The organism is Sphaerisporangium rubeum (assembly GCF_014207705.1).
Lineage (GTDB): Bacteria > Actinomycetota > Actinomycetes > Streptosporangiales > Streptosporangiaceae > Sphaerisporangium > Sphaerisporangium rubeum.
Map to the genome: position 1 here is coordinate 2,696,177 of NZ_JACHIU010000001.1, position 13,574 is coordinate 2,709,750.

Genomic DNA, 13,574 nt, shown 5'->3' on the forward strand with positions numbered 1-13,574 from the left:
CGCGGTGCCAGGGACGGCTACTATGGGGGGCTGTGGCCGCCTCGCCGGATAGCGAGGCCGTCCTTCGGGTAGTCGGCGGTAGTCGGCGCGAACGCGATCGTTACACGGCGGGCTCGTGGTGAGGCCATGTTGCGAATACCTTTGGATGCCATGACGTCCACCGACGCGTCGGCCAGGACCAGGCGGGCCCTTCGGTGGAGGTCCATGGTCAGGTCCCGCGCAGCCGCGGTCCGCGATTCACGTCCGGTGCGCGCGGCCGGCGACTCCCGGCTGTGGGCCCTGGTGAAGGCCACCTCGATCGCCGGGTTCAACTTCCGCGTCACCGGCCTCGCCGGCGAGGCGGCGTTCTTCGCGCTGCTGTCGCTCCCGCCGTTCGTGCTCGGCATCATCGGCCTGCTCGGCAACCTCACCTCCGTGATCGGCGAGGCGACCGTCGCCGAGAGCAGGGCCTGGCTGCTCAGCCAGTCGCGGCTGCTGTTCACCGACAACGCCGTCGACCGCGTGGTGCGGCCCCTGGTGGACGACATACTCAAAGGCGGCCAGGTCTCGCTGATCTCGGTCGGCTTCCTGCTCGCTCTGTGGTCGGGCTCACGTGCCCTGTTCGTCTACGTGGACGTCATCTCCGTCGCGTACGGCCTCGGCGAGGCCAGGGGGATCATCCGCACCCGCATCCTGTCGTTCGGCCTGTACATCGCGGCGCTGCTCATCGCGCTCGTCGTCATCCCGGTGCTGGTGATCGGGCCGACGCTGCTCGCCGAGACCTTCCCCCGCTACGGGGGCCTGGTAGGGGTGCTCTACTGGCCGGTGGTCGTCCTAGGCTCGATCCTGGTGCTGACCCTGCTGTACCACGTGAGCGTGCCGGTGCGCACCCGCTGGTGGCGCGAGCTGCCCGGCGCGCTGCTGGCGCTGGTCATCTGGATCCCGTGCGCCGCCGTGCTGCGGGCCGTGCTCGCCGCGTGGTTCACGCCGCTGTCCATCTACGGCTCGCTCGCCGCGCCGATCGCGGTGCTGCTGTGGCTGTACATCACGGCGCTCGCGGTGCTCATCGGCGCCACGCTCAACGCCGAGGTCGACCGCCTCTGGCCCGCGGGGCGGACCGGAGGGAACGAGGGCTCGGCTATCGTTTAGGGATACGTGACTGGCGCGTGCGGGTGGGTCACCACCGGGGAGCGAACAGCGGAGGCCGGGCGCCTGGGTCTTCGCGAGAGCCGACGCAAGTCTTCGCGAGCCATCGAAGGAGCTGGGCCATGAGTTCTCTTTCCCACGTCGACCCGGAGATCGCCGAGCTGATCACGGCGGAGGAGCGGCGCCAGGCCGACACCGTCAAGCTCATCCCCTCGGAGAACTACGTCTCCAGGGCCGTGCTCGAAGCCACCGGCACCGTTCTCACCAACAAGTACTCCGAGGGCTACGCCGGCAAGCGCTACTACGAGGGCCAGCAGGTCATCGACCAGATCGAGACCCTGGCGATCGAGCGCGCCAAGTCCCTGTTCGGCGTCACCCACGCCAACGTCCAGCCGTACTCGGGCTCCCCGGCCAACCTCGCGATCTACCTGGCGTTCCTGAACCCCGGCGACACCGTCATGGGCATGGGCCTGCCGTTCGGCGGCCACCTCACCCACGGCTGGTCGGTGTCGGCCACCGGCAAGTGGTTCAGCTCCGTGCGGTACGGCGTGCGCCGCGACACCGGCCGCATCGACATGGACGAGGTGCGCTCCCTGGCGCTGGAGCACCGTCCCAAGGTCATCTTCTGCGGCGGCACGGCCATCCCGCGCACCATCGACTTCCCGGCGTTCGCCGAGATCGCGCGGGAGACCGGCGCGGTGCTGGCCGCCGACATCGCGCACATCGCGGGCCTGGTCGCCGGCGGCGCGCACCCCTCGCCGGTGGGCCACGCCGACGTGATCTCCACGACCACGCACAAGACGCTGCGCGGCCCGCGCGGCGCCATGCTCATGACGTCCGACGACGAGCACGCCAAGGCGCTCAACAAGGCGGTCTTCCCCGGCCTGCAGGGCGGCCCGCACAACCACACCACGGCCGCCATCGCGGTCGCGCTGCGTGAGGCGTCCACCGACGACTTCAAGACCTACGCGCACCAGGTCGTGACCAACGCCAAGGCGCTGGCCGAGGAGCTCGCGAGCCGCGGCTTCACGCTGATCTCCGGCGGCACCGACAACCACCTGATCCTGATCGACCTGACGTCCAAGGGTGTCGCGGGCAAGCCCGCCGCGCAGGCGCTCGACCGGGCCGGCCTGGAGACCAACTACAACACCGTGCCGTTCGACCCCCGCAAGCCGTTCGACCCGTCCGGCATCCGCATCGGCACCCCGTCGGTCACCAGCCGCGGCATGGGGGAGTCCGAGATGCGGCAGATCGGCTCCTGGATGGACGAGGTCGTCACCAGCCTCGCCAAGGGTGACGCCGACGCCACCGAGTCGGTCATCACGCGCGTCCACGCCGAGGTCAGCGCGCTGACCGCCAAGTTCCCGGCCCCGGGCCTCGACTGACCGGCGCACGTCACGAACGCGGGGCCGCACGGTCCCGCGTTCGTCATGTACGGAGCAGGGCCGCGTCCGCATGGAGGGGTGCGGCGCGACGGCGACACGCCTGGAAGAAATTCGCTTGCGCGGGGTGCGCGAGCGCGCGGTATGGTGAGCGCGCTCGCGCCGCACACAGGCGGCCACGGGAAGACAGGAGGTGAGGACGCCATGCGGGTCTTTCTGCTGACCATGCCCAAGTCCTGTTCCTCCTGGGTGCCCTCGAAGCGCTGACCGCCGCGGGCACCCGTTCCCGAAAGGGTGCCTGTAGTGACCACAACCGGTCATGAGCTTTCTCTTCTCGGCTGGCGTGACTCTCTCGCCGCCGATCTTCCGGGTGGTACCGTCCCCGCCCGGGTGGCCCGCGTCGACCGCGGCGCCGCCGAGGTCATCGCCGCGGACGGCGACCACCACGCGCCGTACTCGGCGAGGCTGCGCCGCGCCGCGGCCGAGGACCCCGTGGCCCTGCCGTGCGTCGGCGACTGGGCCGCGATCTCGTGGCTGCCGGAGGGCCGCTACGAGCTGCGCCAGATCCTGCCGCGCCGTACCGCGCTGGTGCGCGGCGGCGTCAGCAGGGACTCGCGTGGCGGCCTGTCCGGGGACTCCCAGGGGCAGGTGCTCGCGGCCAACGTCGACATCGTGTTCGTCGCCGAGCCCGCCATGCACGGCGACGACTTCGCCGACCTCGGCCGCATCGAGCGGCTGCTCGCCCTCGCCTGGGAGAGCGGCGCGCGGCCCGTCGTGGTGATCACCAAGGCCGACCTGCTCGGTGAGCACCTGCCGGGTCTGCTGGACGACGTCGCCGCCGCGGCGCCGGGGGTGGACCTGCACGCGGTGTCCGCTCTCGACGGCGAGGGGGTGGAGGAGGTGCGCGCGCACCTGTCCGGCGACGCCACGGCGGTGATCCTCGGGCCGTCCGGCGCCGGCAAGTCCACCCTGGTCAACGCGCTCGCCGGCGCGGAGGTCATGGAGACCCAGCAGGTGCGCGCCGTGGACGGCCGCGGCCGGCACACCACCGTGCACCGCGAGCTGGTCCCGCTGTCCGGCGGCGGTCTCGTCATCGACACCCCCGGCATCCGCCGCGTCGGCATGTACGAGATGAGCCAAGGCGTCGACATGGTCTTCAGCGACATCGAGGAGCTGTCGGAGCACTGCCGGTTCGCCGACTGCGCGCACGAGACCGAGCCCGGTTGCGCCGTCCTCGCCGCCGTGGAGGAAGGCGAGCTCCCCGAGCGCCGCCTGGCGAGCTGGCGCAAGCTCCAGCGGGAGGCCGCCTGGATGGCCCGCCGCGGCGACGCGCGCCTGCGCGCCGAGGAGACCCGCAAGTGGAAGATCATCCACAAGTCGGTCCGCGGCAGGTCCCGGCCCTGACGGCGGCCTCATGGCGGACCACGCCGGTTGTCCCGCGACGCGGCCCGGCGCTCGGTCTTACGGCGGCCTCATGGCGGCGGGGTACGGCCCCGTCGCCATGGGCCGCCATGAGCCGCCATGGGGTGAGCGATGTGGGGACGGGTACGGGAACGGTATGGGCATCGGCCGCAGGGTTTCGCTGCCGTTCGCGGGACGCGCGGAGGCGGGGGAGATGCTGGCCGAGATGCTCGTCGACGCCGGCCTCGCCGACCCGGTGGTGCTGGCACTGCCGAGAGGCGGGGTGGCGGTGGCCGCGCCGGTGGCGGCGCGGCTGTGCGCGCCACTGGAGGTCCTGGTGACCCGCAAGATCGGCCACCCCTTGCAGCCGGAACTCGGGCTCGGCGCGGTCGCCGAAGGCGGGGAGCCGGTGTTCGACGCGGCGCTGCTGGCACGGCTGCGGATGAGGCCGGAGGATCTGACGCCGGTCGTCGAGCGCGAACGGCGAGAGCTCGCGCGGCGGGTCACGGCCTACCGCGGTGACCGGACGCCGCCGGTGCTGACCGGCCGCGATGTGGTGATCGTGGACGACGGCCTGGCCACCGGCGGTACGGCGCGCGCGGCGCTGCGCGCGGTGCGGAAGGTGCGGCCGCGCCGGCTCGTGCTGGCGGTGCCGGTCGGGTCGCCCCAGACGGTCACGGCGCTGCGCGACGAGGCCGACGAGGTGGTCATCCTGGCCGCGCCGCCTGGTTTCCACGCGGTCGGCCAGTGGTACAGAGACTTCGAGCAGCTCACCGACGAAGACGTCCTCCGCCTTCTGCGGCGGAGGACGGACGGCGGTTCGGCCGTGTGAGGGACTGGTTCGCTCGCGTGGAGGGGTTCGTGCCGCGCGAGGTCAGGGGTTCTTGACGGGTGCCTGCGGGGAGGCACCCGCACGATCATGCGGCAATTTCGACCCTGGAGGCGTACAGGAGCGGAGAAGCCGCATGATCATGCTGGCAAACGCATGCCGGTGGAGGTTGGTCAGGCGGCGCTGATCCCGGCGCTGGCGGCACGCCGCATGCGGCGACGACGCTCGGACGCGCGCTCGTCCTCGTTGAGCCCGCCCCACGTGCCGTACTTCTCCGGACGGGACAGGGCGTAGTCGAGGCACTCGGCGCGGACCGGGCACTGCGCGCAGATGGCCTTGGCCTTGCGCTCGCGGATGTCGCGCTCCGGCTGGCGCTCGCCGTCGGGGCCGAAGAACAGCACAAGGTCCTCTCCACGGCACGCGGCATCATCCTGCCAACCCCAGCTGGGGCGGGGGCGGGCGATCTGCCGACGTACCTGAGACATGAGAAACCACCTTAGGTGAGATGTATTTCGTGTGTAAGCCACATTGGACGCTTTTGACGTCCCTAATTTGCCAACGCTGTGACGGGTCGTGGTGTTCCCGGCTCGCTTCGGAGCCTCAGGTCAGCACAGGCGAGCCGCACCGGAGAGACTCCAGCGAGGCAAGCCGGTAGGTCGTGACCGTGTCGGCGCACGAGGTGCCGCACGGGGCGGTGAACTCCGTCCGCTCGACCACGACCCGGAACCGCAACTTCCCGCGGCGTACAATAACAAACGCCTCGGTGACGTCGCCGTCCGACCTGATGGATTCCACGGCCACTCCGCCTACCGACACCTCGCCCGTGTGAACCCGGACGAAATGCTCGGCGGCCTGCGATGGCTCAGGGATGCCCGCGCGTCCCCGGTAACGGTCGAGAACGATCTCGCCGTGCCGGTACGCGTTTGCCGCCGCGACGGCGGCAGCCTGAGACATGCTGCCGTAGTAAAGCCCGTGTGGCAAGCACACAAGGTTGGCGGCGTAGCGATCGCCGCCGACATGGGTGGTTTCCCACACCTTTCCCGGCCCCGCTTGCGCCAAAACCCGCGCGATGGGGAGACCTTGGCGAGCACAGCACGCGTTGCGTCTGGCGTGGGTGCAGACCAGGAACACCGGTTCCTTCACCAGTATGCAGGACCCCGGAACCACTCCGCGCACAAGAGATCGCAGGTCAAGATCCCTTGGGTCCTCGAAGAAGCCCTCGGCGGCCCAGGGGACCTCGGCGGTGGTGTCCGCCACGAGGATCCTGCGCGGCCCCGAGACGGGCTCGCGGCGGCCGGGCCGCCGGATGAGCTGCGCACGGACCCCGAGGTCAGCGGCCTGGCGCAGCAGTTCGTGCACCTCGGAGGGGAGGTCGCACTCAGGCAGGTGGGAGGCCCAGGGGCCGTTGTGCTCGATGAGCAGCCAGAAGCGCGCGCCGACCGTGGCGCTCGCGCTCACCGGGATGCCACCCGTGTGCGCTCCGGTGGGGTGCTCACACCCTCTCGCACGCTCTCCGAACATGACCCCTCCCTCCCCCACTTAGGTAAGACTAACCTAATGGTTGCGAGTGGGGCGGGGGGCCGGATTCCCGATTTCCGGCAGGTACTGAACAGGGCCGGTTTGCGGCAGATCGGTGTGACGAAAATCACACCCGCGATGGCTCCTGTGGAGAGTCCCGATGAAGGGAATTATCCCCCACAAACGTCGCGAATGACGCGCTCGGCGATCGGGAGAGCCGTGGCCCGGTCCTCCGGCACCAGCCCGATGCGCGTACGCCGGTCGAGAAGGTCCGCCGTGTCCAGCGCACCCTCGTGGCGCACCCCCCACTCCAGCTCCGCCACCGTCACCCCGAGCGGCAGCCCCTCGTCCGGCCGGCCTTCCCCGAGCCGGTGCACGGCCGCGGCCTCCGAGCCGTACCGCTCGCTCAGGCGGCGCGGCACCCCGGCCGCGGCGCCTCCGACGGCGCCTCCGACCGGGCCTCCCACAAGGAGCAGCCGCTCCGTGCGGCTCGGCGGCGCCTCGGGGAACGCCGCGTCCACCGCGTCGCGCGCCATGCGGCGGTACGTGGTCAGCTTGCCCCCGACGATCGTCACGACGCCGTCGGGGCCCGTCAGGACCGCGTGGCGCCGCGAAAGATCGGCCGTGCGGCCCCCGCCGTCCAGCAGGGGCCGCAGGCCCGCGTAGGCGCCGGCCACGTCGGCGGGGACGAGCGGCGTACGCAGGACCGACCCGAGCACGTCGAGCAGGAACACCACATCGGCCTCAGGCGCCTCGGGGACGTCCGGCACCGGGCCGTCCAGCGGCTCGTCGGTCAGCCCCACCAGCACCCGGCCGTCCGCCTGCGGCAGCACCAGCACGAAACGCGCGGTCTCCCCGGGGATCGGCACGTGCATGCCGGCGCGCAGCGGCCCGAGCGCACCCTCGCGCAACACCAGGTGGGTGCCCCGCGACGGCCGCACCCGCACGGCGGGGGACAGGCCGCCGGCCCACACCCCGGCGGCGTTGACGACCTTGCGGGCCCGCAGCGTGAACGTCTCGCCGGTCAGCTCGTCACGCGCCTGCACGCCGCTCCCCGACAGCTCCAGCGCGCGGCACCGTGTCACGATCCGCGCTCCGTGCGCCGCCGCAGTGCGCGCGATGGCCACCACCAGCCGCGCGTCGTCCACCACCCGGCCGTCGAACGACACCAGCCCGCCGCGCAGGCCCGCCTCGCGCAACGCCGGCACCAGCTCCACGGCACGGGACGCGTCCACCCGCGAAGGACCCGGCAGCGTGCGCCGGGGGGTGCCGGCCGCGGCGCGCAGCACGTCGCCGAGCCGGTAGCCGGTCATCGTCACCGTCGCCTGCGCCGCCGAGACCTCCGGCGTGAGCGGCATCAGGTAGGGCTGCGCGCGCACCAGATGAGGCGCGGTGCGGCACATCAGCGCGTCCCGCTCCACCGCGCTCTCCCACGCCACCCCGACCTGGCCTTTGGCGAGGTAACGCAGGCCGCCGTGGATCAGCTTGGAACTCCAGCGCGACGTGCCGAACGCCAGGTCGTGCGCGTCGATCGCCACCACCGACAGCCCGCGGGACGCCGCGTCGAGCGCCACCCCGGCCCCGGTGGCGCCGAGCCCCACGACGAGCAGGTCGGCCACCGACTCACGGGCCTCGCCGAGATCACGGGCCCGCCGCGCGGCGTTCAAGGAGGAGTTCACGCCGAGTGCCCCTTTCGCGTGACGGGACCGGCGGGGGCCGCCGCGTGGCCGTCGTGAGGTGGGTCGCGCGCGGAGGCCGGGAGCGCGTGTCACAGTGTAGGGCGTGGAAACTCCCGACATCCCTGCCGAGCCGATGCTCTGGTCCGGCTGGGGCGACCCCGCCAAGGCGGCCGGCCTGCCCGCGCCGGTGCTCAAAATGCTGCGCGAGCTGCTCGGCGTCCGCGAGCCCACGCGGCGGCCCGTGACCTTCGGCGAGGTGCGCCTCGCGCCGGTGACCCTGTCGGCCGCGGTGTTCGCCGATCTGAGCGCCGTCGTGGGACGTACCGAGGTGCGCATCGACGACGACGCGCGCATCCGCCACACCCGCGGCAAGTCCACCCCCGACCTGCTGCGCATCCGCGCCGGCGACGCCTGCGACGCACCCGACGCGGTGGTGCGGCCCGGCTCGCACGAGGAGGTCGTGGAGGTGCTGCGGGTGTGCTCCAGGCACCGGGTGGCGGTCGTGCCGTTCGGCGGCGGCACCTCCGTGGTCGGCGGGCTGGTCGCCGACCGGCGCGGCTTCGCCGGTGTGATCGCGCTGGACGTCGGCAGGCTCAACCGGCTGCTGTCGGTGGACGCCGAGTCGCTGCTCGCCGACTTCGAGCCGGGGCTGCGCGCGCCGCAGGCCGAGAACCTGCTGGCCGGCCACGGCCTGACCCTCGGTCACTTCCCCCAGTCCTACGAGTACGCGACCCTCGGCGGGTTCGCCGCCGCGCGGTCCAGCGGCCAGGCGTCCGCCGGGTACGGCCGGTTCGACGACATGGTCATGGCGATCACCGTCGCGACGCCGCGCGGCACCATGGAGTTCGGCCGGGCTCCGAGGTCCGCCGCCGGGCCCGACCTGCGCCAGCTCGTCCTCGGCTCGGAAGGGGCCTTCGGGGTGATCACCTCGATGCGGCTGCGTGTGCGCCGCGCGCCGGCCGAGCGGGTGTACGAGGGCTGGCGGTTCGAGTCCTTCGCCGCCGGCACCGGAGCGCTGCGCCGCGTCGCGCAGAACGGGCCGATGCCGACCGTGCTGCGGCTGTCGGACGAGGCCGAGACCATGGTGGGCCTGGCCAAGCCCGATCAGATCGGCGGGTTCCAGACCGACGCGGGGTGCCTGGCCGTCGTCGGGTACGAAGGCGACGCGGCCGACGTCGCGTACCGGCGGGAGAAGACCGCCGAGACGCTGTCGGGGCTCGGCGGGGTCTACCTCGGGCCCGAGCCGGGGGAGGCGTGGGCCCATGGACGGTACGGCGCGCCGTACCTGCGCGACGGGCTGCTCGCCGCCGGGGCCACCGTCGAGACGCTGGAGACCGCGGCCTTCTGGTCGGACCTGTCCCGCCTGTACGACGCGGTGCGGCTGGTGCTGAGTGTGGCGCTCGGCCAGACGGGGCCGCAGGCCACGACGCCGCTGGTGATGTGCCACATCTCGCACGTGTACCCGTCCGGCGCGTCGCTGTACTTCACCGTGGTGACCGCGCAGACCGGCGACCCGCTCGGCCAGTGGGACACCGCCAAGCGGGCCGTGAACGAGGCCATCGGCATCGCCGGCGGCACCATCTCGCACCACCACGGGGTCGGCAGGGACCACAGGGACGCCTACGCGCTGGAGATCGGCGAACTCGGTGTGGAGATCCTGCGCACTGTCAAGGACCGGCTGGACCCGGCGGGGATACTCAACCCCGGCGTGCTCATTCCGTGATCGACCGGTTTCCGTGTTCGGCCACCCCGCGGGGGAAGATCACGGAGAGAATGGAGGCATGGTCGACGTCGATCGGGCCGCCGCGCGCGGGAAGCAGGTGTCCTCCCGGGTGTCGGAGGAAGGCGCCGGCTGGTCGTGCCAGGAGATGGGCACGTTCCAGGACCTGCGGCCGGACCGTTCCGGGTTCTCCTGGTTGCGGCCGTCGGTGCTGGTGCGGTCGCGCAACGAGATCCTCGCGCAGCTCTTCGGCGACCCGTCGGACGAGGTGCGGCGGCGGTGGATGGCGGTGCGCCAGGAGCACGGCGTCGACCCAGATTTCCGGATAAAGCCTGATGTCGGGCCCGAGTTCAGCTTCCTGTTGTTCGGGGACACCGGCGAAGGCGACGCCTCCCAGTACGCCGTGGTCCCCGGCCTGCTCAAGATCGGCGAGGGGACGGCGTTCGCCGTGCTCGCCAGCGACGTCATCTACCCCACCGGCGCCGGCGACGAGTACGAGGACAAGTTCTTCCGTCCCTACCAGGGCTATCCGGCCCCCATCTACGCCATCCCCGGCAACCACGACTGGTACGACGGCCTCGGCGGGTTCATGCGGGTCTTCTGCGACGAACCCGCGCTCACGGCGGAACGACACGGGTTCTCGCTGTCCCCCGCCGGGCTGCGCGGCCTGCTGTGGCGTCAACCCGAGCCCATCGACGAGGCCAGGCTCGCCAGGGCCCGCGAGCGTCGCGGCGCGTCGGGGCAGCGCGCGGTGCAGCCGGGCCCCTACTGGGTGATCGACCTCCCCGGGTTGCTGCTCGTCGGCATCGACAACGGCATCAAAGGCGGCATCGACCGCGACCAAGGGGACTGGCTTCGCCGGGTGTCGGCCGACCCGCGGCCCAAGGTGCTCGTCACCGGCAAGCCCATCTACGACCGCAACGCCTACCACCCCGGGCCCGTCGAAGGCGGCGGCACCGTCGACGACATCGTGCGCGACCCCGCGCACAACTACGTGGCGGTCATCGGGGGTGACACGCACAACTACCAGCGCTACCCCGTCACGGTCGACGGCCGCATCATCCAGTACATCGTGTCCGGCGGCGGCGGCGCGTTCACGCACGCCACCCACACCATCCCGAGGGTCGACGCCGGCGGGGTCGAGGAGGACGCCTTCAAGTGCTACCCGCTGCGCGGCGACTCGCTGTCCTTCTACAGCAAGCTGTACTCGCGCCGCCTGCGCATGCCGTGGCTCTACCTGACCCCCGACGAGTGCCTCGTGCTGATGTCCCGCCACATCGGCAACGCGCCACCCCGGCCGGTCAATCCTCCCGGCTCGGCGGACGCCGCGGCCTCCGGCGTCGCGGCCGGCACCCCCGGCGTGCCGGAGGCCAGGATCACCGCGCGCATGAAGTGGGCCGCGCGCATCCTCGGCGGCTGGCCCATGCCGTTCCACCTGCCGGTGGGCCGCACCTTCCACCGCTGGTTCTCCGAGCTGTCCGACTGGGACGACCCGCCGTTCTTCAAGAGCTTCCTCCACATCTCCGTGGAGGCCGGCACGCTGCGCATCCGCTGCTTCGGCGCGACGGGCTGCCGTCCCCAGGAGGTGGAGCCGCCGCTGGAGGACGAGGTCCAGATCCTCCTGACCTGAGCGGACCCGAGCCGGCTGACCGGCCTTCGCGTACGAGCCGGTGCCGGGTCAGGCGGCGGGCTTGAAGGTGTTCCAGAGGACGGCCATGGTCTGGCGGTTGCCTGCCTGGTCCCACTCGGCGTCGGGTGCGGTGAACGTCACCTGGTAGGCGGTGTCGGCGTCGATCGTGATGTGCCGGGTGACGGCGTGGGTGGTGACGTTGGTGAGCGCGGTGTAGGTGTACTCCCACACGCTGGCGTCGTAGTCGCCGAACGCGGCGGACTCCAGGCGGGCCTGCGCGTAGTCGGTGAGCGTGGCCTCGTCCTTGGCCTTGGTGAGCGCCTTCAGGCCGTCGTCGTCGGTGGAGGCGACGCGCTTGATCTGGATGCGCCGGCCCGAGCTCTTGGGGCCGACGTAGGTGACGGCGGCGTCCGAGGCCGACGCCGTCCAGTCCTCCGGGACGGCGACCGTGACGCCGGCCGCGGTGCGCGCACGGAAACCGGACGGCACCTGCGAGGACCCGCCACCCTCCTCGGGGGCCGCGGACGGATCACCGGAGCCGGTGTTCGACGAGGGCTGCGCACTGACCGCCGGGGGAGGCGCCGCCGCGCCGGGGTCGTCCCGCTGGTCCGCACCGGACGGCCACAGCACGAACAGCAGCGCCGCCACGACCCCCACGACGCCGGTACCGGCGAGGACCATCAGCACGGGGGAGCGGCCCTCACGCTCGTCGTCCCGTACGTCGTCCACCCGCACCCGCCGGCCGCCGCCGTCGTCGCGCCGGTCGCGAGGTCGGCGCTCGGGCTCACCGAACGGGTTCTCGATGTCCCTGGCCAGCCGGTCCGCGAGATTCGGCCCCCGGCGTCGCGACCCCGGCGTCCCCGCCACGAGCACGTCACCGGACGCGAGACCCGCGTCCGGCGCGTCCCCCGGGTCGCGCAGCGCGTCGTACGGGCTCGGCAGCGGACCGGAGGGGCTGCGCAGCGCGTCGTAGGGGTCCGGCGGTGAGCCCCTGCCGTTCCGCGGATCGGACGTGCTCCGCAAGGCGTCGTACCCCTGGGGTCCCGTGGGGCTGCGGAGCGCGTCGTACCCCTGCGGTCCTGTGGGGCTGCGCAGTGCGTCGTAGCCCTGTGCTTGAGAGGGGCTGCGGAGCGCGTCGTATCCCTGCGGTCCTGTGGGGCTGCGCAGTGCGTCGTAGCCCTGTGGTTGAGAGGGGCTGCGGAGCGCGTCGTATCCCTGCGGTCCTGTGGGGCTGCGGAGCGCGTCGTAGCCGCGAGGGCCGGTCTCGTACGGGCCGGTGGCGCCGCGCAGCGCGTCGTAGGAAGGGTGGTGGGCCGGGTCGTGGGAGGTGCCGCCGGGCTGGGGTTCGGCGGGGACGCGCACCGGGCCGGACGGCGTCTCGATGATGCGGGACGGCAGGGGACCGGAGGGTGGGTCGAGCGGAGGAAGCATGCCAACCGGGGTGGGGTCGTCGCGGGTGGGGATCGGGGTGGACACCGCGCCGTCCAGGCCGCGTACGGGAAGGCCGGAACCGTGGGTGCGCAGCACACGTTCGAGCAGCTCGGCCGCCTGCGCGGCCGGCATGCGGTCGGCGGGGTTCTTGCGCAGCAGCCCTTCGATGACCGGCAGCAGCGCTCCGGAGCGCTGCGTGCGGTTCGGTTCCTGCGTGAGCACCGCGCCGAGCACCGCGACCGCGTCGGGTCCCTCGTACGGCGGCCGGCCCTCCACGGCCGCGTACAAGGTGGCGCCGAACGACCACAGGTCGGCCGCGTGCGTGATGGGACGGCCTTGGAGCCGCTCCGGCGGGATGTAGGCCGGTGATCCCATCAGCAGGCCGGTCTGCGTGATGGTGACGTCACCCTCGATGGCGGCGATGCCGAAGTCGGTGAGCACGACACGGTCGGCCGTGAGCAGCACGTTGCCGGGTTTGACGTCGCGGTGCAGAATCCCCGACGCGTGCGCGTGCCGCAGCGCGTCGAGCACCCGCACGCCGATCTCGGCGGCCTGCACCACCGGCAGCGGCCCGCTCTGCCGGACGGCCTGCTCCAGGGACCAGGCGCGGACCAGCTCCATGACGATCCAGGGCCGGCCGTCCTCCTCGACCACGTCGTGGACGGTGACGATGCCGGGGTGGCTCAGCCTGGCCGCCGAACGGGCCTCGCGCAGCATTCGGCGGTTGGCGACCTGTGTGCCGGCGTGGTCGAGACCGAGGGGGAGGATCAGCTCCTTGACGGCGACGTCACGGTCGAGCAGCACGTCGTGCGCGTGCCACACCATGCCCATGCCGCCGCGGCCGACCGGCGACATCAGG

General features: G+C 72.4%; 10 protein-coding genes and 1 riboswitch. Of the genes, 6 read left to right on the forward strand and 4 right to left on the reverse strand.

Annotation, left to right across the window (positions count from 1 at the left end; translation table 11 throughout):
- The first annotated feature begins 150 nt into the window (after positions 1–150).
- The 4 genes from BJ992_RS11520 to BJ992_RS11535 all read left to right on the forward strand — a co-directional run bounded on the left by BJ992_RS11520 (position 151) and on the right by BJ992_RS11535 (position 4,740).
- On the forward strand, positions 151–1,128 hold the full coding sequence (locus BJ992_RS11520) for a YihY/virulence factor BrkB family protein (RefSeq protein ID WP_246496606.1): 978 nt from the start codon (positions 151–153) through the stop codon (positions 1,126–1,128).
- A riboswitch (ZMP/ZTP riboswitch) is annotated at positions 1,125–1,204 on the forward strand. It overlaps the preceding gene by 4 nt.
- A 43-nt stretch (positions 1,205–1,247) precedes the next feature.
- Complete coding sequence (gene glyA, locus BJ992_RS11525; protein ID WP_184980279.1) at positions 1,248–2,510, forward strand: serine hydroxymethyltransferase; 1,263 nt, start codon at positions 1,248–1,250, stop codon at positions 2,508–2,510.
- A 300-nt stretch (positions 2,511–2,810) separates the two neighbouring features.
- Positions 2,811–3,911, forward strand: a complete 1,101-nt coding sequence (rsgA, locus tag BJ992_RS11530) for a ribosome small subunit-dependent GTPase A (RefSeq protein WP_343072614.1) — start codon at positions 2,811–2,813, stop codon at positions 3,909–3,911.
- Positions 3,912–4,065: 154 nt separating this feature from the next.
- Positions 4,066–4,740: a phosphoribosyltransferase gene (locus BJ992_RS11535; RefSeq protein WP_184980282.1), complete on the forward strand. Its 675-nt coding sequence runs from the start codon at positions 4,066–4,068 to the stop codon at positions 4,738–4,740.
- Positions 4,741–4,910: 170 nt separating this feature from the next.
- Here the strand turns inward: BJ992_RS11535 and BJ992_RS11540 are convergent, their stop codons facing one another.
- From BJ992_RS11540 to BJ992_RS11550, 3 genes are all read right to left on the reverse strand, one after another.
- On the reverse strand, positions 4,911–5,222 hold the full coding sequence (locus BJ992_RS11540) for a WhiB family transcriptional regulator (protein ID WP_093171423.1): 312 nt from the start codon (positions 5,220–5,222) through the stop codon (positions 4,911–4,913).
- A gap of 115 nt (positions 5,223–5,337) precedes the next feature.
- Entirely contained in the window at positions 5,338–6,258 is a 921-nt protein-coding gene (locus tag BJ992_RS11545; protein WP_184980284.1) for a ferredoxin family protein, read from the reverse strand.
- A 167-nt stretch (positions 6,259–6,425) separates the two neighbouring features.
- On the reverse strand, positions 6,426–7,934 hold the full coding sequence (locus tag BJ992_RS11550) for a glycerol-3-phosphate dehydrogenase/oxidase (RefSeq protein WP_343072615.1): 1,509 nt from the start codon (positions 7,932–7,934) through the stop codon (positions 6,426–6,428).
- 133 nt (positions 7,935–8,067) lie between these two features.
- Here BJ992_RS11550 and BJ992_RS11555 point away from each other — a divergent pair, with 133 nt between their 5' ends.
- Positions 8,068–9,657 (forward strand): FAD-binding oxidoreductase, encoded by a 1,590-nt coding sequence (locus tag BJ992_RS11555; protein ID WP_184987909.1) that lies wholly within the window; start codon positions 8,068–8,070, stop codon positions 9,655–9,657.
- A 58-nt stretch (positions 9,658–9,715) separates the two neighbouring features.
- Complete coding sequence (locus BJ992_RS11560; protein WP_184980288.1) at positions 9,716–11,284, forward strand: metallophosphoesterase family protein; 1,569 nt, start codon at positions 9,716–9,718, stop codon at positions 11,282–11,284.
- A gap of 48 nt (positions 11,285–11,332) precedes the next feature.
- Here BJ992_RS11560 and BJ992_RS33715 read toward each other — a convergent pair whose 3' ends face one another.
- The gene (locus tag BJ992_RS33715; protein WP_425503655.1) at positions 11,333–13,570 is read right to left on the reverse strand and encodes a protein kinase domain-containing protein; all 2,238 of its coding nucleotides are present in this window, start codon (positions 13,568–13,570) and stop codon (positions 11,333–11,335) included.
- Between the last annotated feature and the right edge of the window lie 4 nt (positions 13,571–13,574).